The following is a 22,195-nucleotide window of genomic DNA, read 5'->3' as shown; positions in this document are numbered from 1 at the left end:
GGTCAGTCATTGCACGCAGCAACTGAATGGCGATCGAACCGACACCGCCTGCCCCGCCAATAATCAAAACGGCGGGTGCAGCGCCCGGAACAGGATCATTGACCCGCAAGCGGTCAAACAGCATTTCATAGGCTGTCAGCGTTGTCAGCGGCAGGGCTGCGGCCTGTGCGTCCGAAACGCTTTTCGGCTTTGCTCCCACGATGCGCTCATCGACCAGGTGATATTCAGAATTGGTGCCCTGACGGTTCACCGCACCGGCGTACCAAACCTCATCACCCGGCTGGAACAAAGTTACATCATTGCCCAAGGCGATAACCTCACCAACGGCATCCCAACCCAGAATGACAGGCACGTCATTTTCTGCCGCCTTTCGCATTCGGACTTTAAAGTCCACGGGGTTTACCGACACCGCTTTTACACGGACCAACAAATCCCTGCCGGACGGTTCCGGCTTGTCCATTTCCAAATCGACGAGTGCATTGTCATCATCAATCGGTAGGCTTTCATAATAGCCAATTGCCTTCATCTCGCTCTCCATTGCGCTTTTGCGTCAAACGACTTTGCTCATTTCATTGACGGTTAAATTCGACACCGCGCCATCTGTTGCTTTCTTAAAAGCTGCCAGATGCGGGGCCTTCATATGCTGTTGCCAGAGTTCACGGCTTTCCCAATTTTCATAGAATACGAAAAACGCCGGATTCTCGTTGTCGCTATGCAAATCATATTGCAGGCAACCCTGCTCTGCGCGGGTGGGTGCAACCAGCTTTTCAAGCTCTTTGCGCACCAAGTCTTCTTTGCCGGCAGCCGCTGTAATTTGGGCCAGAATAGTAAGCGCCATTTCAATTCCTTTTTTTGACAATCAATCAAGTCAGGTGCATATGAGCCATTACATTCATTGATACAAGTACGCACAATAAATGCCTATAGGTACATTATGGATACTGTAAAAACGCCTCTTGCCCGACCGGCACAGCGGTTTGACAATTATGATTGCAGCGAGGGATGTCCCGTTGAGGCAGCGCTTGAACAAATTGCCGGCAAGTGGAAAGGCTTGATCATCTTCCACCTGATGGAAGAGACATTGCGGTTTAACGAGCTTTCGCGCCGCATATCAAACGTCACTCAACGCAGCCTGACCAAACAATTACGTGAGCTGGAAGCAAACGGGATTGTTGAACGGAAAGTCTACGCAGTCGTACCGCCCAAAGTGGAATACAGGCTGACAGAAAAAGGCCGTGAACTGCACGATGTCATCGAGGCTCTACGCCTATGGGGCCGCCGTTTCAGATAGCAAAACGCCGCAAACTCCATGAGCCTGCGGCGTTTTAGAATAGATATTGCGAGCTCTTTAAGCCGAAGCGTTTTCAGCTTCTTCGGCGCGCTCTTCATAGATGTAAAGCGGACGGGCACCGCCGCGCACCACCTCTTCAGAGATCACCACCTCACGCACACCTTCCATTGCAGGAAGTTCAAACATCGTGTCGAGCAAAATGCCTTCCATGATAGAGCGAAGTCCGCGCGCGCCAGTTTTACGTTCGATCGCTTTTTGCGTAATGGCACGCAAAGCTTCTTCGTTGAATGTCAGTTCGACATCTTCCATCGAGAACAGGCGTTGATACTGCTTCACAATCGCGTTTTTCGGCTCGGTCAAAATGCGGATAAGCGCATCTTCATCCAGATCTTCCAAAGTTGCGAGAACCGGCAGACGGCCCACAAATTCCGGTATCAAACCAAAACGCAACAAATCTTCCGGCTCGACCTGACGGAATAGTTCGCCGGTCTTGCGATCGTCCGGCGCTTCCACAGAAGCTGCAAAGCCAATTGACGTTCCTTTGCCGCGCTCGGAAATGATGCGGTCAAGGCCGGCAAACGCACCGCCTGAAATAAACAGGATATTGGACGTATCAACCTGCAGGAATTCCTGCTGCGGATGTTTGCGTCCTCCTTGTGGCGGCACGGAAGCAACCGTTCCTTCCATGATTTTCAGAAGCGCCTGCTGAACGCCCTCGCCTGACACATCGCGTGTTATGGACGGATTGTCAGATTTACGGGAAATCTTGTCGATCTCATCGATATATACAATGCCGCGCTGCGCGCGTTCAACATTGTAATCAGATGCCTGAAGCAATTTCAGAATGATATTTTCGACATCTTCACCGACATAACCGGCTTCTGTCAGCGTTGTCGCATCTGCCATGGTGAACGGCACATCAATCACACGTGCAAGCGTTTGGGCAAGAAGCGTCTTACCGCAACCTGTCGGGCCAATCAGCAGAATGTTTGATTTCGCCAATTCCACATCATCGTTTTTCTCGGCATGTGCCAAACGCTTATAGTGGTTGTGAACAGCAACTGAGAGAATACGCTTCGCATAAGGCTGGCCAATGACATAATCATCAAGCGCAGCCAGAATTTCTTGCGGTGTTGGCACACCTTCAGAGGATTTAGCCACGGAGGATTTATTTTCCTCGCGGATAATATCCATACACAACTCAACACATTCATCACAAATGAAGACGGTTGGCCCTGCAATTAGTTTGCGCACTTCATGCTGGCTTTTGCCGCAAAAAGAGCAGTAGAGCGTGTTCTTTGCGTCTCCGCCTGAACTTCCACCACCACTGTTACCGACTTTGCTCATCAATTCGTCCCTATATTTCGCAGCATATTATTCATATGCCGGATTTTGCCAATTTAAAGGCCATTTGTCCCGTTATTACCGATCATAAGGTAAACGGTTATTCTTAACTGGACGCAGAACATTTCCAGCGTGATTCGTATCAACATGTGACCACACATCATGTAACCAACACATTAACGCGTCCAAAATTTAACGCGATTGCGCAATTACGCAATCGCAAAGGCGTGTCACATTTACCGCACTAACGTTAAAAACAACGTGATTTATGCCAAATGTGGTGATTATTCGCCGCTTTCGCCTTCGATAGCGGCACGCGAAGTAATCACTTTGTCGATCAAGCCGAATTCCTGCGCTTCTTCTGAGGACATAAAATTGTCACGCTCAAGAGCGCTTTCAATCGTATCGTAGTCCTGACCGGTGTGTTTGACGTAAATTTCATTCAAGCGGCGCTTCAAGCGCTCGGTAAACTTGGCGTGGATCATAATATCCGTCGCCTGCCCCTGATAACCGCCAGAGGGCTGGTGCACCATAATGGATGCATTCGGCAATGCAAAACGCATATCTTTTTCGCCTGCAGCAAGCAGAAGCGAGCCCATAGAAGCAGCCTGACCAGTACAAAGTGTTGAAACCGCAGGTTTGATGAACTGCATTGTATCGTAAATCGCCATACCGGCTGTCACAACACCGCCCGGTGAGTTGATATACATCGCAATTTCTTTTTTCGGGTTTTCCGCCTCAAGGAAAAGAAGCTGCGCACATACCAATGTCGCCATGCCGTCTTCGATCGGGCCTGTGATGAAGATAATGCGCTCTTTTAAGAGACGCGAAAAAATATCATAGGCGCGTTCACCGCGTGCGGATTGTTCCACAACCATCGGCACAAGGTTCATCGCGGTTTCAATTGGATTGCTCATTTATCACCTTTGGCGTGTTATCTTCAATTCTGACTAATTTTGCGAATGCAAAACAATGATGGGTATTCCCGATTACAAAAACATTTCGAGAATCAAATAATTCTGTCCCCGATAAATAGGGTGTCAAACCCCTATTTCGCAAGGTGGGTATGGGAATTTGGTTTAAAGGTGGTTTATACAATTCATTCCTGCACCTCTTTTCCTTATTATTTTCCATGACCGCTTGCCCTGACTATCTTAAAATTACCTTGAAACCATCAGGCCCCCATGTGTCCATTGATCCGCACGAACCAAGCTTCGTTCAAAATCCCTACGCTGCATATGCGGCCTTGTTTGAAGCTGGTCATCCCGTATTCTTTTGGGAAGAATATGGCATTTGGTGCCTTGCCGGTTTTGATGCAGTCAATACGCTCTTTCGTGACCGCCGCTTCGGACGGCAGATTTTGCATGTCGCAAGCCGTGATGAATTAGGCTGGCCGGAGCGCCCTGCCCATTTGCAAAATTTTGATGATGTCGAACGTCATTCGCTGCTGGAGCTTGAACCGCCGAACCACACACGCTTGCGCAAACTGGTGAACCGCGCTTTTGTCTCACGTCAGGTCGAACTGCTGCGCCCGCAAATCACCGACCTTTGCAACCGGCTTATCGATGATTTTGGCGACAAGACCGAACTTCTGGGCGATTATGCAACGCCGCTTCCTTTAACAACGATCTGCCGCCTACTTGGCGTGCCGGTTGAAGCCGGACAGCAATTGCTCGACTGGTCCCATGCCATTGTCAAAATGTATGTTCTGGACCCAAGTCATGAGGATGAACTGGCCGCTGACAAAGCATCGAAAGATTTTGCCGATTTTCTGCGCCACCATATTCATCAGCATAAGGAATCCCCGCAGGATGATTTATTGTCCACGCTGATTGCGGCGACGGAAGATGGCGACAGGCTGACCGAAGATGAGCTTATCTCGACAATTGTTGTCCTTCTGAACGCCGGTCATGAGGCCACGGTCCACCAGCTTGGCAATGCTGTGAAAACGATTCTGGAAAGCGGTGTAAGTCCTTCAAAACTATTTGAAAGTGACGCTTCAACAATTGCGACTGTCGAGGAGTGCCTGCGCCATGATGCGCCCCTGCACATGTTCACACGTTATTGCCTTGATGATTTAACACTTGAGATAGATGGTGCGTCTATCGATCTTAAAAAAGGACAGCAAATCGGCCTTTTACTGGGCGCGGCCAACCGCGATCCGCGCAAATTCGATGCGCCCGGTCAATTTAACCCTGAGCGTTCTTTTCAGGGCAATGTCTCATTCGGCGCGGGTATACATTTTTGCATCGGCGCACCGCTCGCACGGCTTGAATTACAAATCGGGCTGCGCACCTTGTTTGAGCGCTTTCCTGATCTTGCCCTATGCGAAGAGCCGCACTATCGCGATATTTTTCATTTTCACGGACTTGATAAAGTTCTTATTTCCCAGACCACCAAGAGGTATTTATGACCAAGCCGAATTTTGATGAGCCGATTAATCGCATTGGTACCAATTGCTCCAAATGGGATGCTCTTGAGAGCACCTATAAAATTGCGAGCGATGAAGGCTTGGCCATGTGGGTGGCCGATATGGAATTCAAACCGCCGCAGTCCGTTCTTGATGAACTGACCTCAATGGTCGATCACGGCGTTTTTGGCTATTATGGCGACCAGACATCCTACAAGCAAGCGATCGTCAACTGGATGGACCGCCATCATGGGTGGCAGGTTGATCCAGCTTGGATTTTCACCACACACGGGCTCGTCAACGGCACAGCGTTCTGCGTTCAAACATGGTCTGATCCGGGCGATGCAGTCATTTTGTTCACACCGGTCTATCACGCTTTTGCACGCATTATTGAGGCCAATGGCCGCCGTGTGCACGAAAGCCCGCTCATCAATCAAGACGGCCGCTATGTGCTTGATATGGAAGGCTTGGAGAAGAGCCTTAAGGGCGATGAGAAAATGCTCATCTTCTGCTCTCCGCACAATCCGGGCGGACGTGTTTGGTCAAAAGACGAACTCAAAGAAGTTTGCGATTTCTGTATTAAGCACGATCTGATTCTCGTGTCTGACGAAATCCACCACGACCTCGTATATGGCGACAATAAACACACAATCATGAGCCTTGTCAGCGATGACATTAAATCCCGTCTCGTCATGATGACCGCCAGCTCGAAAACGTTCAATATGGCGGGCGGTCACTGCGGCAATGTTATCATCGAAGACAAAAAGCTACACGCGGCGTTTAATGCGACGCTCAAAGCCAATGGTATTTCCTGTAACAGCTTTGGCATCCGCATGACAGAAGCGGCCTATAATGGCGGCGATGAATGGCTGGCAACCTTGCTTGATTATCTTGCTGAAAATAAACGTATTTTTGATGAAGGCATTAATGCGATCCCCGGCATTAAATCCATGGAGCTGGAAGCGACATATTTAGCGTGGGTTGATTTTTCAGGCACAGGCATGAGCCGTGAGGAGTTCACATCACGTATTGAAAAAGATGCGAAGATTGCCACCAATCACGGGCCAACATTTGGTTCGGGCGGTGAAAGCTGGCAGCGCTTCAATCTTGCTGCGCCGCGCGCGCAAATCGAGGACGCTGTCGCACGCATGCAAGCCGCATTTGGTGACATGCAGTAAACAAATACTTGTCCATAGCGTATCCGGATGTATCGGATACGCTATAATTTTAGGAACGAATTTTAACGACTTTGCGCTAATCATCCATGCTCAAGCCAGCGAGGAAATAAGCGCACATGTTCGGCAATTCAAAATCACGTCTTCCAGCCATCATAACTTTTACAGATGGCAAACAGCTTCACTGCGAAATTTCACCGGGTTCAACGCCCGGTCTCATGTCTGCCATTACCGGCGAAAATGTTTTTCTGGATGTGCACGTCGAAGGCAAGCGCAAATATTATCTGCGCCAGCATATTCTATGTGTCGAGGAAGATACAGAAGCTGTGAAGCTGAGAGAAAACGCCGCTTAAGCCCAAATAACGACAAGGCGGACTTGTGTCCGCCTTGCTTTTAATTGTCTTATATCAGGCTTATCCAAGTGCCTTATCAATATCAGCGATAATGTCTTCAACGCTTTCAATACCAATTGAAAGGCGCACCACATCATTGCCTGCACCTGCTGCTTCACGCTGCTCGTCTGTCAATTGACGGTGTGTGGTTGAAGCCGGATGAATAACAAGCGAGCGTGTGTCGCCAAGATTGGCCACATGGGAGAACAGCTCCAAGCTTTCCACGAATTTAACGCCCGCATCATAGCCGCCTTTCAGACCGACCGTGAAAACACCGCCCGCGCCCTTTGGCGAATATTTCTTTTGCAATGCGTTATAAGGATCGTCCTCCAAACCTGCATAGCGAACCCAAGACACTTTATCGTGTGCTTTCAGGTGTTTCGCGACCGCAAGAGCATTGTCGCAATGACGCTGCATACGTAGAGACAAGGTCTCCGCACCCGTCAAAATGTTAAATGAGTTTTGCGGCGAGATAACCGGACCAAAATCACGCATTCCTAAAACGCGGCAGGCAATGGCAAAGGCAATATTGCCAAGCGCTTCATGCAAGACAACGCCGGCATATTCATCACGCGGCTTTGACAGCATCGGATATTTATCTGTTGCAGACCAGTCGAATGTACCGCCATCGATAATAAGGCCGCCCATCGAATTGCCATGACCGCCGATAAATTTGGTCAGTGAGTGAACAACAATGTCCGCGCCATGCTCAAACGGGCGGATAAGATATGGCGTTGCCATCGTGTTATCCACGATCAGCGGAATACCATGTTTTTTGGCAACTTCAGACACTGCCTTAAGATCGGTAACAATGCCGCCCGGATTTGCCAGACTTTCGCAGAAAATAGCTTTCGTATTTTCGTCAATCTGGCTCTCGATCGTGGACACATCATCCATATCCGCCCAGCGCACATGCCAGTCAAAATTCTTGAATGCCTGATTGAACTGGTTGATGGAACCGCCATAGAGCCGGTTCGCGGCGATGAAATTGTCACCGGCATTCATGATTGTGTGGAAGACCAGCAATTGTGCCGCATGACCGGATGAACATGCCAGCGCGGCTGTGCCGCCTTCCAATGCGGCAACTTTTTCTTCCAGCACCGCTGTCGTCGGGTTCATCAAACGTGTGTAAATATTGCCGAATTCCTGCAAACCAAAGAGCTTTGCGGCATGGTCTGTGTCTTTAAACATATAGGATGTAGTTTGATAGATCGGCGTACTGCGCGCGCCCGTGGTGGGATCAGGCGCTGCGCCCGCGTGAATAGCTAACGTATCAAATCCGGGTGTGTGCGGGGCCATATTTCTCTCCTGTCTGAGTTGTCGCCAACTTTATTGAACAATTGGTTTGTGTTTGCAAAGGAAGGTTTTTCTAACAATGCGTATAGGCACGAACTATGCGCGTATATTTCACCGAGCCTTTGAGATTTAAATCTGTACTAGAGCCCCAGCCTCGGCATCTCAATGGCAGGGCAACGATCTTGAATAACTGTGATACCCGCCTGCTCTGCAAATTTTGCAGCATGATCATCACGCACGCCGAGTTGCGACCAGATTACTTTGGGCGGCGTTGGCAGGTTCATCGCACTTTCAATCACATCCGACAAATGTTCCGGTGCGCGAAAAACATCGACCATATCAACCGCTTGCGGCAATTCAGACAGCGTTGCATAAGTCATGGCACCGCCGATAACAGTGCCGGCATGGCCAGGATTAACAGCAAAGACTTTAAAGCCTTTTGATACCAGAAATCTGGTTACGCCGTGGCTGGGTCGCGATTCTTTGGGTGAAGCGCCAACGACAGCTATGGATTTTACAGATGTCAGCACCTGTCGCAGCAGTGCATCCGAATAATGATCGTGATTCAAGTAATTTACTCCGGCAGCGGCATATTGCGGTTATCATCAAGCGGTGCAAACGGGTTATGCGCGACTTCCCAGAGATGGCCGTCAGGATCCGCAAAATAGCCCGAATACCCGCCCCAGAACGTTTTATGCGGTTGTTTTGTTGCAGTTGCACCGCAGCTTAATGCGTATGCAAAAGCCGCATCAACCGCCTCCTCACTGTCCAGATTATGAGAGATCGAAACGCCGCGATATTTAGCCGGCGCATTATCCACACCTGCGTCCTGCGCCAGCGCAGCTTTGCCAAATAGCCCCAACACTGTGCCATTGGTGATGAAGAAGGTAACGCTGTCCTGGCTGGCAGAAGACTTTTTAAAGCCGAGCTTTTCATAAAATGACGTCGAACGCTCAATATCTTCAACGCCAAGCGTTACCATTGTCAGGCGCGGTTCGAACGACATTAGCTGTCACTCCATTTTGCTTCGCGTTTTTCGATAAATGCTTCAATACCTTCGCACGCATCGCCTGCAAGCATGTTTTCCGTCATCACCCGTGCTGTGTGATCATAGGCTTCACGAAGGCCCATATCGGCCTGTGCGTAAAATGCCTTTTTGCCGGTCTTTACGGTTAATTGTGATTTTGAGGCAATTGTCGCCGCGTATTTTGTAACCACCTGATCCAGATAATCCTCCGGCACGATACGGTTGATCAAGCCATAATCTTTGGCATCGCCTGCCTCGATTGTTTCACCGGTGAGCAGCATTTCCATTGCCTGCTTGCGGTGGATATTGCGCGTTAAAGCGACCATTGGCGTCGAGCAGAACAAGCCGATATTGACACCGGGCGTACAAAAGGTCGCCTTGTCTGTCGCGATAGCCAGGTCACATGTTGCCACCAATTGGCACCCTGCCGCTGTCGCCAGCCCGTTTATAACGGCTATCACCGGCTTGGGGCATTCCACAATCGACACCATCAAGGCGGCGCATAAATCAAACGTTTGTTTGAAAAATGCCTGTCCTTTATCGGCATCAGAGCGCTTGGCTGTCAGCTCTTTAAGGTCATGGCCGGCGGAAAACACCTTGCCCACATGACCAATCACAATAACCCGCACGCTGTCATCGGCGCCTGCGGCAATAATGGCATCACGCAATGCCGTCATTAATCCGATCGACAAGGCATTGGCGGCACCATTGTTGAGCGTTAAATGCAGGATCGCATCTTTTTGCAATGACAGTAGAATTTGATTTTCTGATTGCGGGACAGCAGACATGGCTTTAGCTTCCGGTTGAGTATTTACGTCAAACTACCAGTGTCCTGTTCACGGTGACAAGGGCGGCTGACTATTTGTTACAATGGATTTGTTGAAATGAGCGCTCAGGAATATTCGGCCCGCAAAGAACGCTATGAGTTCTGGAGCGTTTCAACGCTTCATCTGGGCGCACTCACCTTTGTCACTCTAAATGCAATACTTCTCTGGCAACGCGGGGAAGCAAATTTCATCATTGGCGCGCTTTATCTTCTAACATTTGTGCATATGGGCTTTTGTATCGCGCGTAACAATTTCAGCGGTTCGCGCAAGACAACATGGGTGCTGTTGGTTCTGGCCTTGGTGATCAGCGAAGGCATAAGATTTTTGGGCTATATCTTTCCTGTCGATCAATTGTCGTCCAGCCTCATGTCCACGCCCGACATCGGCCATTATGTTGGAAACTTCATGCAAAACATGGCGCTTATGGGCCTCAATCTCTCTGATCTTGGCGCGCTTATTTTCTTGTTCATCCTTGGCCTTAGCATGATGGCTTACTTCAAGATAAACAATAAAGGCGAAGGCACGCTGGAGCGTGTTGTCGTGCTTGTTATCCTGCTCACATTCGCCGTGCTTTTGGGCAGTGCGCTGTTTGGCGCGCACGATGTGGCTGCGACGACCGCACTGTCGCAAGCAAACGGCACACCGCCGGCACAATGGTATTTACTCCCATTTTATTCAGCGCTGAAGGCGATTCCCGATCAAACTGGCGGCGTCATTTTGCTGTGCATTATGCTTGTGATACCAGTTTGCGCCATCTTCATCGGCACCCCGAAAGCAAAAGGACGGCGCCTGTTTTTGCGCATACTTATGGTGTTGGCCCTTACATCGTTTGCCGGACTCGGTGTATTGGGCGCGCAACCAGTCAACAACAACACAATGATCGCCTCTCAGGTGCTCATTGCCATTTACCTTTCGTATTTCGTTATCGGAACATTTCTGACACCACGACCGGAGAACTAGAATGAATGAACTCGAACCGGTGATGACGGCCGCTGACATTGAACATTTTTTAGATACACAATTTTCTGAAGTTCATGTCGATGGCCGCGTCTTTTCTGTTGTCGATGTGTCGCCAGCAAAAACAACATTGCGCCTTGATCCTATCGCCCGACATTTAAGACCCGGCGGCACTGTTTCAGGCCCCACTCTTTTCGCTCTGGCTGATGTATGCGCTTATCTGGTCATTCTGGCCCATATCGGTCCGATGAAACATACGGTGACAACCAATTTGAATATCAACTTCATGCACAAGCCCCAACCCGGCCCGCTTCATTGCGTTTCCACACTGCTCAAACTCGGCAAACGGTTGGCAGTGGTCAATTGCGATATATTTGATGAAAACGAAGTGATTGTGTCCCAGGCAACCGCAACCTATTCAATTCCGACACGATAATAGTACGGTAAAATAATACCACACAATTAAACCATTGTTTTTGCGTATTCTTTTCTATTTGACGTTTTCTAATTTGCTTGACAGAGCGCTTCTGCCCCAGTAAACGCAGCTTCATCGTGCAAAACATCGGTTTTGTGCGGTTTATTTTTTGGTTCTGCGGTCATTTCGCATCCCAAATACAAGCAACAAAAAAAGCCTGATCCCATGTGGTGACGGATATCTAAAGGAAACTCTTATGCGCACATTTTCGCAGAAGCCTCACGAGGTGGAGAAAAAGTGGCTGATCATCGACGCTGAAGGTCTTGTCGTTGGTCGTCTCGCCTCCATTATTGCCCACCGCCTTCGCGGCAAGCACAAACCGTCATTCACACCGCATGTTGATGATGGCGACAATATTATCGTTATCAACGCTGACAAAGTTGTCTTTACAGGCAAGAAACGCAGCGACAAAGTTTACTACTGGCACACAGGCCACCCGGGTGGCATCAAGCAGCGCTCAGCCGAGCAACTTCTTGTTGGCCGCTTTCCGGAGCGCGTTCTTGAAAAAGCTGTTGAGCGTATGATCCCGCGCGGTCCGCTCGGCCGTCGCCAGATGAAAAATCTTCGCGTTTATGCTGGTCCTGAGCATCCGCATACAGCACAGCAGGCTGAAAAGCTTGATGTTGGCGCAATGAACTCCAAGAACAAGAAAGCTGGTTGATCCAAATGGCTGAAATTAATTCACTTGAAGAATTGGGCGCAGCAACTGGCGCCGTCTCTGCCGAAGCTGCTGCTGAAGCGGCACCGGTTTACGAGAAAAAAGTTGACGAACAAGGCCGCGCCTACGCAACCGGCAAGCGTAAAGACGCTGTTGCCCGCGTTTGGTTGAAGCCGGGTTCAGGCAAAATCACAATCGTTGGTGAGCCTAAAAAACGCGATGTTCGCTCTAAAGCGCGCAAGGAAAAGGTCAAAGCAGTTAAGACACGCGACTTTACTGAATATTTTGCCCGCCCTGTTTTGCAGATGGTTATCAAGCAGCCGCTTATCGCTGCAAACCGCGAAACACAATATGACGTTGTCATCAGCGTTGCCGGTGGTGGTCTTTCCGGTCAGGCCGGTGCCGTTCGTCACGGCATTTCAAAAGCTTTGACATATATGGAGCCGTCATTACGTAGCGTTCTGAAGCCGGACGGCTTCCTGACACGTGATAGCCGTACAGTTGAGCGTAAGAAATACGGTCGTGCAAAAGCCCGCCGTTCTTTCCAGTTCTCAAAACGATAATAACAAGCTGGCATTTATTGTCAGGAGTATTGAGCGGGGCTTTTCAGCCCCGCTTTTTTTATGCCAAATTTTTGCTAGGCTCTCACCATGGAAAAATTTCGCCACATGCTAACCGGAGGCCATCCCAATTCGTTGGGACGCACACTCGACGTTGTGGAATGTGTTCTTGACGATCATGAGCGCTTCGAAGAGCTTTATCAGTGTTACTTTTCAGACGATGAAGTTGTCCGCCTGCGCACATCCAATGCGATCAGGCGCGTTTTCAAAGAGCATCCGGAATGGTTTGAAGACTATGTCGAGCGGCTGATGACCGAGATAACGCAAATCGATCAGCCATCGACAAAATGGACACTATCGCAATTATGGCTGGAATACAGGTCACGATTGACCGGCGACCAGATGGAACGGGCCAAAGAGTATCTTGTCGTAACGCTACATGAAGAGGACGATTGGATTGTCCTTAACATGACCATGAAAACGCTTCAGCACTTTGTCAAAGATGACCCATCCCTGATACCGAAGATTGCGGAACGTGCGCGTCTTCTTGCCAAGGACCGGCGCAATTCGGTTGCCAAAGGTGCCGTCAAACTGCTGAATGCAGCAGGTGAGCCAGTTGATCTTTTGAAATAATCCGATATCAAGCGCCCTGTATTTGCGGTAATTTAAACAGATAATTCCAGCGAAAGCAGTGCGTCATGCCCTCAACAAAAATCGACAATGCCTTTACCGCGCGCAATTTGAATGCGGCGGCAGAAGATCCCACTCACGCCGGTGCGCTGTCCTTCATGCGCCGGAAATACACCAAGTCGCTGAGCGGCGTTGATGTTGCCGTGATGGGCGTTCCGTTTGATGCAGCGGTGTCCAACCGCCCCGGCGCACGTTTTGGCCCTCAGGCCGTGCGCCGCGCTTCCGCTATTTTTGACAATGATCCTCAATATCCGTTTGATGCCGATCTGTTCGAGAATCTGGCGGTTGTTGACCGGGGCGATGTGCTTTTGGATTATGGTAATCATAGCCAGACGCCGAAACGGATCGAAAAAGAAGCCGCAAAAGTAATCGAAACCGGTGCAAAACTGATTACGATCGGCGGCGACCACTATGTGACGTGGCCAATCCTGAAAGCGCATTATGCCAAATATGGCAAAATGGCCCTTATCCAGTTTGATGCCCATCAGGATACTTGGTTCGATGATGGCAAACGTATTGATCACGGCTCTTTTGTCGGACGCGCTGTGCGCGACGAAACAATTGATCCTGAGCACTCTATACAGGTCGGTATCCGCACGCATGCGCCAGAAGATTGCGGCATCAAGATGCTTTACGGCTATGATGTCGAAGAAATGCGCATTGCCGAGATTGTAAAGACAATCAAAGATCGTGTCGGCGACATGCCGTGCTATATTACCTTTGACATTGACTGCCTTGATCCGGCCTATGCGCCCGGCACCGGCACCCCTGTTGCCGGTGGACCGTCAACCGCAAAGATGCTCGGCGTTTTGCGCCAGCTTGGCTCACTTAATATTGTTGGCGCTGACATTGTGGAAGTTGCACCGGCCTATGATCATGCCGACGTTACAGCCATCGCCGGCGCTTCTGTCGCTATGTATTATCTGGGCCTGTTAGCGGAACAGAAAAACAAGTAACAGCTTCACACATTGATTCCGCTTTTGCGGGTAAGTTCTTGGAATGAGACTCTAAATGACCAAATCAGTTTTCATCGACGGTGAGCATGGCACAACCGGTTTGCAGATAGCAGAGCGGCTTGCCGGCCGTACGGACATCAACCTTCTGTCCCTTGCGATGGAAGAACGGCGCGACAATGAGAAGCGTACAGCCATGCTGCGCGATGCCGACATTGCGATTTTATGTCTGCCAGATGATGCCGCACGGGAGGCTGTTGCTCTGGCCGAAGGTTCCGGCACGCGCTTTATTGACGCTTCGACCGCGCACCGCGTTGCCGATGGCTGGGTTTATGGTTTTGCTGAAAGCGAGCCGGGCCAGCGCGAAAAGATTATTCACGCGCAAAATGTTTCCAACCCCGGCTGTTATTCAACCGGTGCGATTGCCCTTTTGCGCCCACTCACCCTGGCTGGCCTGCTGCCTGACGATTATCCTGTCACAATCAATGCGGTTTCGGGCTATACCGGCGGCGGCAAACAGATGATCGCCCAAATGGAAGATGCTGCACGCGAAGACGCGATCGCATCGCCCTATTTTGCTTATGCATTGACGCTAAAGCACAAGCATGTGCCTGAAATCAAAGCGCGCAGCGGCCTTAAACTTGACCCGATACTTACCCCTAATGTCGGACGGTTTGCCCAGGGCATGTTGGTCAATATTCCGCTGCACACACAAGCGATGAACGGCGCAACACGCGAGACAATTTACAACGCCTTTGCCTCCCACTACGCCGGTCAGGACATCGTTGAAGTTGTTGCCAATGATGCGACAGACGCTCTGGTGCGTATTGATCCGACTGAAATGGCAGGCACGGACCGTATGAAGCTATATGTTTGCGCGCGTGATGACGGCAGCCAGATCAATCTGGTCGCTTCGCTTGATAATCTGGGTAAAGGCGCATCAGGCGCGGCTGTTCAAAACCTTGATTTGATGTTGATGGTTTAAGGATATTATTCCCCCGTCATTCCGGGACGGCGCAGCCGAACCCGGAATCCAGATTCGTGGACTGGCAAGATAAGAGTTTAGAACTGTCTTATGCCCAGTTGCTCTAACACAGCAGACTAGCTTCTTTGCGCTCAGTTCTGGATTCCGGATCGCGCAATGCGCGTCCGGAATGACGTTCTCATAAGACTAAGCCTTAGAATCGAACCTCATGCGTGTGATCACGCCCGTCTTTTAACGGTAGCGGCCCGACAAGGCCGCGCCAATGGGCCACGGCAAATGCCAGCACGATGAATGCCAAGCCTTGATGCACAAGCGCCCAATCAAGCTGGACCAGTGTTAAAAGCGTCAGGATGCCCACAACCGCCTGACCGATAACCAGCAGCAAAAGAATGGTTGCGCGCCATGCATGTGTCGAACCCGGTGCCCAGCGCCAGCAAGTGATGGCATGAAGCAATACCGCCGCCAGAACGACATAGGCGCCTGTGCGATGGACAAATTGCACAATGGCCGGATTTTCAACCACATTGAGCCATCCAAGTGAGGCCTCCCACATGACAGACGGGAAATAGCCCTCGCCCATCTTCGGCCATTCATTGAAAACGAGGCCCGCATCCATGCCGGCGACCAGTGCGCCTAAATAGATTTGGATAAAAATCAAAACGGCCAAAGCAGCGCCTGCATAGGAAGATTTCGCCGTTGGCGGCAGATCATCTCGGTGCGGTGCAATGCCTCTTGCAACCCATATGATAAGCCCCAGTATCAGCGCTGCCATGCAAAGATGTGTCGCCAAACGGTAATGGCTTACATCAACGCGCTCGCTTAGGCCTGATGTGACCATCCACCAGCCGATAAAGCCTTGCAAACCGCCTAAAGCCAACAGTCCCAATAACGGCTTTTTGATACGGCTATCCAGCCTGCCTGTGACCCAGAAAAATGCCAACGGCAACGCAAAGACAAGTCCCAGACTGCGCGCCAGAAAACGGTGCGCCCACTCCCACCAGAAGATGAATTTGAACTCATCCATGGACATGCCTTTATTGATCAACTGATATTCAGGTATCTGGCGGTATTTTTGCAGCTCTTCTTCCCATGCTGCATCCGACAATGGCGGTATAACACCATGAATGGGTTTCCATTCGGTGATGGAAAGGCCGGAATCCGTCAGGCGCGTCGCCCCGCCAACAACAACAAGACAGAGCAGCATCAATGCGGTAAAATAAAGCCACTGGCGCACCATTTTGCGGTTCTTTAATTCTCGCGTGAGGTCCGTGTTTGCAGCGTTAGACATGTCTTTATTTCCATTAATTTAGTGAAGCGATGTGTCGCAAATCCACGCACTTCACACAAGTGGCCGTTTGTCGCGGACTATTTAGCCCTTGGGCCTTGGATTTAAGCGCAGGAATGATACCAAGGCATGAAAACTTTATCGGGAAACAGAGTATGTCGACACGCCTGAAATCATTTATCGGAATGCTTATTCTCGTAACGTTGGTTATCATATACGCGCTGGTTGCAACAACGGTAGCCGCCTATCGCCTTGCAGACAGCGAATGGTATGTGCATCTCGCATTCTTTGGCCTGTCAGGACTTTTATGGGTTGTTCCGGCAATGTTTGTCATTTCATGGATGCTCAAACCAAGCAAAAAAGAAGCTGAAGAAAAACGAAACGCTAAAAATTGAGTGTTTTTGATAACCATTTAAAAACTATATTTGCAGGAATGCGGTGAAAACTGCCAGAAACCAATAGCAAATCCAAAAAGCTAAAACATTTGAAACTTTGCCATGCCATCCTTGAGCGAACAGGATTGGATATGTCTTACACAATAGAAAATACGATTGCCGCAACTGGCCAAGAAAGCCGATCACGCGCCGCATTTTCAGTTCGTGCCATCACGGACAGGAGCGAAGCTTTATCCTATGTCGCGCAACTGGCTGACGACAATGTTTCCACCGGCTACCAGACAAAAGCTTTTTTGTCCGCCTGGCTTTCAAGCGACACAGCAAAACCCTTCTTCCTGATTTTCAAGAAACGCGGCCACGGCGATGTGCTGCTTCCTTTGGAGTTCACGCCCGAAAATATTGCAAGCTATTGCGGCGGCTCGCACGCAAATGGCAATTTTCCGGTTGGTAGCCGCGAGGATATTCAAGCGCTATCAACGCTCAAGCCAGCCGAAATATCACGCGCACTTAAAAGCATAGCGGGCGCACCGGATGCGCTGTTTCTTGAGCGCCAGCACGGTGAATGGGACGGCATCAAAAACCCGTTTGTCTTTGAAAACAGTGTGACAGGGCCGAATGTCGCCTTGTCCTTGAGCCTCGAGGGCGGTTTTGTAGGCGTTCAGGAACGCCACCATGGCAAACGCAAGCGCAAGCGCCAACGCAGTCATTTACGTAAACTTGAGGCACTCGGCCCTGTGCGTTACGTTGAACGTATTCCGCGTGAGGATATCGACAACATCCTTGCTTCATTTTATGAAATGAAAGCTGCCCGCTTTAAAGAATTCGGACTGTGTGACGTGTTTGCCGATCAATCGGTACGCGACATGTTCAGCAAGATGTTCCACGACAGTTGTGACATGGAGCAACCGCAGCATGTTTTGCAGGTTGTTTATTGCAATAATGAGCCTGCCGCTATCATCGGCTGCACATATCATGACGGTCGTCAAACCGTCGAGTTTGGCACGTTTGCAGACAAATATGCCGATTGCGGACCTGGCGACCTGCTGTTTTTCTATTCAATCGAAACAGCCTGCGAAAAGGGCTGCGAGATTTACGATTTTGGCGTCGGCGATGAGTTTTACAAGCGCCGCTGGTGCGAGATCGAAACCTGGCACCGCGAAACGCACATTCCGATAAGTGTACGCGGCAAAATGAAAACCACCATGCGCGCCCTGCGCAGCCGTCTCGTAAAAGCGGTCAAAACCAACGCTTTCGTTTGGAGCAAAGTAAAAGCCTTGCGCAAGCGTGTCGGTCATCTTCTTTTTAAGTGCTGAGCAATCAATCGCCCTGCACTTAAAACAATCACCAAAGAGCCCTTAAGCGCGATTGCGGTTTGGTGTTGGCGGCAACGGTGCATCGACATCGCCGCCTGTGACTATCAATACATCTTCATAACCACCGGCAACCAAGTCTTCGGCTGCCGCGACAACCTGACTTGAATTGGGTTCAACCATCGCGATGACAATCTCGCTTTCTGTTGTTGCCAAACGCTTGAGACCGCTTGCATCTGTCGGACCGCAATCAACGACCACAAGATCATAAGCCGAGCTCAAAGCGTCCATGATCATAGGCAAACGGTCAATGGCGCGCATGGCCAGAACCGCATCGGCATTTCCGGTTGGAATAATGTGGGCGCGTGTTGCCGCATCACAATGAATGACTTCCGAATATGAGGCTTGCGATGCCAGAAGCTCGGTAATACCCGGTGACCTGAAGTCGGCCAGCATGTGCTGCGACGATGCAGCCGTGCCGGTTAAATCCACAAGCGCAACACGCAGGCCTTCATCTGCCAGATAGCGAACAAGGCTTACTGAGCACATACTGCCTGCATCACCTTCCGGTGAAACGATAATCGCCCGTCCTGCACCCTTATCAATCAGTTGGTTCGCAAGCGCTGCGACTGAAAAATTATCATTAGCAACGTCAGGTTGCGCGGTCGCGTAATCCACCTCTTCATGTGCCAAACCCTGCTCTACCGGAGCCTGCACATCCTGCGCAATAGGCATCGGCAAGACATTGTCTTTTTGAGGCACCGGCGTCTGCGCCGTGCCTGCTGCCGGAACAAGGGCACGGCCTGAAAACAATTCGCTCATCAATGTTACCAGAACCATGATGATCAGCGAGCCGACAAATGTCGCACCCAATAGCGGGATCATTTTCGGGAACGCCGCTTCAATCGGTGTTAGTGCCGGTGAAATAATGCGCGCTTGTGCCGGTACATCCTCGCGCTCGCCGCGCGATTTTGCTTCACGAAAACGGATTGAATAGCTTTCAAGAAGAGCGCGCTGTGACGCGGCTTCACGCTCCAGCGCCCGCAGTTCAACTTCCTGCGCGCTGACCTGTGACGTCGCTGCTTTTTGTTCGTTCAACGCGCTTATCAGTTCCTGTTCGCGTTCGCGGTTAATCGCCGCCTCGTTGCGCAATCCTTGCAACACACGCTGCGCCTGTTCACGAACCTGCGCATTTAGATCATTGACTTGCGAGCGAAGCGCACGGATGCGCGGATGCTGCGGGAGCAATGTCGTGGAAAGGTCGGCAATCTGCGCGTTCAAACGCACCTGCTGTTCGCTTAAACGCTCAATGAGCGGCGACGAAATAACATCCGGCAACGTATCCAGCGCAGCGCCGCTTTCCAGCGCACGTTCAACAGAAAGCACCCGTGCTTCAACACTTGAACGCTCGGCGCGCACGCGGGAAAGCTCTGATGACAGTTCACCAAGCTGCTGGCTTGCCAATGTCGCATTGTTATCGCCTTCAAACAAATCATTTGCAGCGCGGAAATCTTCCACGCGCTGTTCAGCCTCAAGCAGTCCGCGTTGCAGTTCGGCAATTTCAGCGGCTAGAAATTCAGCCGCCTGCCCGCTTGAGTCGCGCTGTGACTGGCTTTCAAGTGAGACATAAGCTTTTGCAATGGCATTGGGAACAGTTTTGGCAAGCTCGGGATCGGACGATTCAAATTCAATCACCACAACACGGGCCGGTTCAGCCGAATAAACTTCGAGGCGCTCACGCATCGCTTTTAAAACCCGCTGTTCTGCAGGCAATTCACGCGGATCAGCAATCAGTCCGAATGTTATCAGTCCTTCTTTAAGGGCGGAAATCCCGCGTGTTGCATCGAACTCTTCCAACTGGCCGAGCTTCAATTCGTCGGCAACCTTGAGAAGCAGATCAGAAGAACGGATAATTTCAACCTGGCTGGCAACGCCCTCTTCATCAATGAGCGGTTGGTCTGCGGGCTGGTTCTCTGTTGCGGGGCGCGTATATACGGATTCACTTAAATCCAACAAGACACGGGCATCGGCCTTGTATTTCGGAGACACCATACTCAACAGACCGAAGACGATAGCTGTTAATATGAGCGCAACGGCAATGATGCGGAATTTGTCGCGCCATATGGCTCCGAACAAACGCCCCATATCAATATCGGCGTCGCGTGACTGGACTTGATCCGACATACTCATAACTCCAACTCAAAACACAAATTGCTATACGCTTACCCACATGCCTAAACCAACATGGTAACTATAGAGTAAATTCGCGCTTAAAGCTTTGTTCGCAAAGATGACCGAACTATTAATCATGGCAGCCATTTGTGCCTGCGCGACAAGTAAAATGCGGCTAATCGGGCACTCTTTTACCAGCCATTAACCTTAACAACGCGATAAAGGACTCAAGATTTATTGCGCAATGTGCGCAGATTCTGACCGGAACGTCTTATGATGAGCATGAAAACAGCCACGAGAATGATCGCTTTAAGTGTTGCCTTGGCGGGCGTAACAGCTTGTACGGGCTACCGCCCTGCACCGCCTGCGTTTCATGAAGTGATCAATCAACCTTATATGCTGGATGCCGGAGATCAGATTCGCGTTACAGTGTTTGGCCAGGATGATTTGACCAATACTTACAATGTCGACAAATCAGGCTATATATCGTTCCCGCTTGTCGGCGCAATCGCTGCACGTGGCCGTACAGTTCAGCAAATTGAAGGGGCAATCGCCGCGCAGTTGCGCAATGGCTTTTTACGTGATCCTGACGTTTCGGCAGAAGTCGCCGCTTACCGCACTATTTTCGTCATGGGTGAAGTTGGCGCATCGGGACAATATGCTTATCGCCCCGGCATGACTGTTCAAATGGCTGTGGCAGGTGCCGGTGGCTTCTCATCACGCGCCAATCAAGCCAATGCTGACATAACACGTCAGATCAACGGCAAAGTGATGACCGGACGGGTTCTCATTTCTGATCCGGTTATGCCCGGTGACACGATTTATGTCCGCGAACGCATTTTCTAAAACATTGAATCAATCAGAGCCACTACGCATTGTCCACATTTTGCGCGCGCCCATGGGCGGTGTACTGCGCCATGTACGTGATCTTGCGCTTGCCCATGCCAAATTAGGCCATTCTGTCGGCATCATATGTGATGCCAGCGGGCCAGCAGGTTACAATGAAACTCTGCTGGAGCGCCTTGAGCCTCATCTTTCACTGGGCATAACCCGCACGGCAATGAGCAGAAGCGTCGGCCCATCCGACATTTCTTCGGCAATGAAAATCCGCAACCTCATCAAAGACTTACGACCGGATGTTGTGCATGGACATGGCGCTAAAGGCGGCGTCTATGCCCGTGCCTGCGGCTCGATTATCCGGACAGACCACGGACGCCCTGCACGGCTCTACTCCCCTCACGGCGGCAGCCTTCATTTTGATGCATCCAGCAAAAACGGCAAAGTCTATTTTCAAATCGAGAAAGTACTCGAACGAATGACCGACTGCCTGTGTTTTGTCGCGGAATTTGAAGCCAATACTTACCGCCAGAAGATCGGCACACCCAAATGCCCTTCCCGCGTGATTTATAACGGCTTGGCAGAGGACGAATTTGAACCTGTTACGCCGGCCGATAATGCCGCCGACTTTCTGTTCATCGGCGAAATGCGCATGTTGAAAGGGCCAGACCTTATGTTGCGCGCACTTTCCAGACTGAAGGCTGAAGGCGCGCAGGAAATCAGCGCCGTTATGATTGGCGAAGGCCCGGATCGGGACGACATTCACGCCATGATCAAAGAGCGTAATTTACAAACGAATGTCACGCTACGGCCTCCGATGCCTGCCCGCATAGCATTTTCGCTGGCGCGTACAGTTGTCATGCCATCACGTGCTGAGGCGATGCCCTATATTGTTCTGGAAGCGCTGGCCGCACAGCGTCCGTTAATCGCCACCAATGTCGGCGGCATTCCGGAAATATTTGGAAAAGCAAAAGATTTTCTTATTGAGCCTGATGTAGACCGCTTAACAGCGCGAATGCGGCTTGCGCTCGAAAATCCGGAAGATTTCAAGTCAAGAATGCCGGATCACGACACTCTAAAAGCCGAATTTTCTATCGATACAATGTCAAATTGGGTGCTTGAAGCCTATCACAAGGCAAAGTCACGACGAAAATAA

At 50.5% G+C, this 22,195-nt stretch carries 25 protein-coding genes; 15 read left to right on the top strand and 10 right to left on the bottom strand.

What is annotated here, in order from left to right; genetic code table 11:
• Together SU32_RS06870 and SU32_RS06865 are read right to left on the bottom strand one after the other, a co-directional pair.
• Positions 1–526, bottom strand: a 526-nt coding sequence (locus SU32_RS06870) for an alcohol dehydrogenase catalytic domain-containing protein (protein WP_148565255.1), incomplete at its 3' end; no start/stop codon positions are given.
• Positions 527–550: 24 nt separating this feature from the next.
• Positions 551–838 carry a putative quinol monooxygenase gene (locus SU32_RS06865; RefSeq protein WP_053998614.1) on the bottom strand — a complete coding sequence of 96 codons (288 nt, stop codon included), beginning with the start codon at positions 836–838 and terminating at the stop codon, positions 551–553.
• A 96-nt stretch (positions 839–934) separates the two neighbouring features.
• Here SU32_RS06865 and SU32_RS06860 point away from each other — a divergent pair, with 96 nt between their 5' ends.
• Positions 935–1,291 (top strand): winged helix-turn-helix transcriptional regulator, encoded by a 357-nt coding sequence (locus tag SU32_RS06860; protein WP_053998613.1) that lies wholly within the window; start codon positions 935–937, stop codon positions 1,289–1,291.
• A 57-nt stretch (positions 1,292–1,348) separates the two neighbouring features.
• On the opposite strand, the gene clpX is transcribed toward SU32_RS06860, so the two are convergent.
• Together clpX and SU32_RS06850 are read right to left on the bottom strand one after the other, a co-directional pair.
• Complete coding sequence (gene clpX, locus SU32_RS06855; RefSeq protein WP_053998612.1) at positions 1,349–2,638, bottom strand: ATP-dependent Clp protease ATP-binding subunit ClpX; 1,290 nt, start codon at positions 2,636–2,638, stop codon at positions 1,349–1,351.
• A 281-nt stretch (positions 2,639–2,919) separates the two neighbouring features.
• Positions 2,920–3,552, bottom strand: coding sequence for an ATP-dependent Clp protease proteolytic subunit (locus SU32_RS06850; RefSeq protein WP_053998611.1), 633 nt, complete (start codon positions 3,550–3,552; stop codon positions 2,920–2,922).
• Between the two features lie 215 nt (positions 3,553–3,767).
• Here SU32_RS06850 and SU32_RS06845 point away from each other — a divergent pair, with 215 nt between their 5' ends.
• The 3 genes from SU32_RS06845 (at position 3,768) to SU32_RS06835 (ending at position 6,573) form a co-directional block, all read left to right on the top strand.
• A complete protein-coding gene (locus SU32_RS06845) occupies positions 3,768–5,048 on the top strand; it encodes a cytochrome P450 (RefSeq protein WP_053998623.1) in 1,281 nt (426 codons plus the stop codon).
• A complete protein-coding gene (locus tag SU32_RS06840; protein ID WP_053998610.1) occupies positions 5,045–6,223 on the top strand; it encodes a MalY/PatB family protein in 1,179 nt (392 codons plus the stop codon). Before SU32_RS06845 ends, SU32_RS06840 begins: the two co-directional genes overlap by 4 nt.
• 116 nt (positions 6,224–6,339) lie before the next feature.
• A complete protein-coding gene (locus SU32_RS06835) occupies positions 6,340–6,573 on the top strand; it encodes a hypothetical protein (RefSeq protein ID WP_053998609.1) in 234 nt (77 codons plus the stop codon).
• A 60-nt stretch (positions 6,574–6,633) separates the two neighbouring features.
• On the opposite strand, the gene SU32_RS06830 is transcribed toward SU32_RS06835, so the two are convergent.
• The 4 genes from SU32_RS06830 to SU32_RS06815 form a co-directional block, all read right to left on the bottom strand.
• Positions 6,634–7,911, bottom strand: a complete 1,278-nt coding sequence (locus SU32_RS06830) for an O-acetylhomoserine aminocarboxypropyltransferase (protein WP_053998608.1) — start codon at positions 7,909–7,911, stop codon at positions 6,634–6,636.
• Between the two features lie 137 nt (positions 7,912–8,048).
• A complete protein-coding gene (locus SU32_RS06825) occupies positions 8,049–8,477 on the bottom strand; it encodes a CoA-binding protein (protein ID WP_053998607.1) in 429 nt (142 codons plus the stop codon).
• A gap of 5 nt (positions 8,478–8,482) precedes the next feature.
• Entirely contained in the window at positions 8,483–8,914 is a 432-nt protein-coding gene (locus SU32_RS06820; protein ID WP_053998606.1) for a VOC family protein, read from the bottom strand.
• Positions 8,914–9,723 carry an enoyl-CoA hydratase gene (locus SU32_RS06815; RefSeq protein ID WP_053998605.1) on the bottom strand — a complete coding sequence of 270 codons (810 nt, stop codon included), beginning with the start codon at positions 9,721–9,723 and terminating at the stop codon, positions 8,914–8,916. Before SU32_RS06815 ends, SU32_RS06820 begins: the two co-directional genes overlap by 1 nt.
• Before the next feature lie 96 nt (positions 9,724–9,819).
• Between SU32_RS06815 and SU32_RS06810 the strand changes: the two genes are divergently transcribed.
• From SU32_RS06810 to argC, 7 genes are all read left to right on the top strand, one after another.
• Positions 9,820–10,722 carry a cytochrome b family protein gene (locus SU32_RS06810; RefSeq protein WP_053998604.1) on the top strand — a complete coding sequence of 301 codons (903 nt, stop codon included), beginning with the start codon at positions 9,820–9,822 and terminating at the stop codon, positions 10,720–10,722.
• A 1-nt stretch (position 10,723) separates the two neighbouring features.
• On the top strand, positions 10,724–11,155 hold the full coding sequence (locus SU32_RS06805) for a PaaI family thioesterase (protein ID WP_053998603.1): 432 nt from the start codon (positions 10,724–10,726) through the stop codon (positions 11,153–11,155).
• Positions 11,156–11,390: 235 nt separating this feature from the next.
• Positions 11,391–11,855: a 50S ribosomal protein L13 gene (gene rplM, locus SU32_RS06800; RefSeq protein WP_053998602.1), complete on the top strand. Its 465-nt coding sequence runs from the start codon at positions 11,391–11,393 to the stop codon at positions 11,853–11,855.
• A 5-nt stretch (positions 11,856–11,860) separates the two neighbouring features.
• Positions 11,861–12,415 (top strand): 30S ribosomal protein S9, encoded by a 555-nt coding sequence (rpsI, locus tag SU32_RS06795; RefSeq protein WP_053998622.1) that lies wholly within the window; start codon positions 11,861–11,863, stop codon positions 12,413–12,415.
• Positions 12,416–12,502: 87 nt separating this feature from the next.
• The gene (locus SU32_RS06790) at positions 12,503–13,045 is read left to right on the top strand and encodes a hypothetical protein (RefSeq protein ID WP_144421058.1); all 543 of its coding nucleotides are present in this window, start codon (positions 12,503–12,505) and stop codon (positions 13,043–13,045) included.
• Between the two features lie 65 nt (positions 13,046–13,110).
• A complete protein-coding gene (gene speB / locus SU32_RS06785; RefSeq protein WP_053998600.1) occupies positions 13,111–14,058 on the top strand; it encodes an agmatinase in 948 nt (315 codons plus the stop codon).
• A gap of 55 nt (positions 14,059–14,113) precedes the next feature.
• Positions 14,114–15,040 carry an N-acetyl-gamma-glutamyl-phosphate reductase gene (gene argC / locus SU32_RS06780; protein WP_053998599.1) on the top strand — a complete coding sequence of 309 codons (927 nt, stop codon included), beginning with the start codon at positions 14,114–14,116 and terminating at the stop codon, positions 15,038–15,040.
• A 193-nt stretch (positions 15,041–15,233) separates the two neighbouring features.
• Here the strand turns inward: argC and SU32_RS06775 are convergent, their stop codons facing one another.
• Positions 15,234–16,328: a COX15/CtaA family protein gene (locus SU32_RS06775; RefSeq protein ID WP_053998598.1), complete on the bottom strand. Its 1,095-nt coding sequence runs from the start codon at positions 16,326–16,328 to the stop codon at positions 15,234–15,236.
• Between the two features lie 152 nt (positions 16,329–16,480).
• Here SU32_RS06775 and SU32_RS06770 point away from each other — a divergent pair, with 152 nt between their 5' ends.
• Both SU32_RS06770 and SU32_RS06765 read left to right on the top strand, forming a co-directional pair.
• Complete coding sequence (locus tag SU32_RS06770) at positions 16,481–16,720, top strand: DUF2842 domain-containing protein (protein WP_053998597.1); 240 nt, start codon at positions 16,481–16,483, stop codon at positions 16,718–16,720.
• A 131-nt stretch (positions 16,721–16,851) separates the two neighbouring features.
• Positions 16,852–18,033, top strand: coding sequence for a GNAT family N-acetyltransferase (locus SU32_RS06765; protein WP_053998596.1), 1,182 nt, complete (start codon positions 16,852–16,854; stop codon positions 18,031–18,033).
• Between the two features lie 42 nt (positions 18,034–18,075).
• Here SU32_RS06765 and SU32_RS06760 read toward each other — a convergent pair whose 3' ends face one another.
• Positions 18,076–20,214 (bottom strand): GumC family protein, encoded by a 2,139-nt coding sequence (locus SU32_RS06760; protein ID WP_053998595.1) that lies wholly within the window; start codon positions 20,212–20,214, stop codon positions 18,076–18,078.
• A 264-nt stretch (positions 20,215–20,478) separates the two neighbouring features.
• Between SU32_RS06760 and SU32_RS06755 the strand changes: the two genes are divergently transcribed.
• Together SU32_RS06755 and SU32_RS06750 are read left to right on the top strand one after the other, a co-directional pair.
• Positions 20,479–21,048: a polysaccharide biosynthesis/export family protein gene (locus SU32_RS06755; RefSeq protein ID WP_053998621.1), complete on the top strand. Its 570-nt coding sequence runs from the start codon at positions 20,479–20,481 to the stop codon at positions 21,046–21,048.
• A complete protein-coding gene (locus SU32_RS06750; protein WP_053998594.1) occupies positions 21,026–22,195 on the top strand; it encodes a glycosyltransferase in 1,170 nt (389 codons plus the stop codon). Before SU32_RS06755 ends, SU32_RS06750 begins: the two co-directional genes overlap by 23 nt.

Source organism: Ahrensia marina, from assembly GCF_001293565.1.
GTDB lineage: Bacteria > Pseudomonadota > Alphaproteobacteria > Rhizobiales > Rhizobiaceae > Ahrensia > Ahrensia marina.
This window is presented reverse-complemented; position numbering and strand designations above follow the sequence as displayed.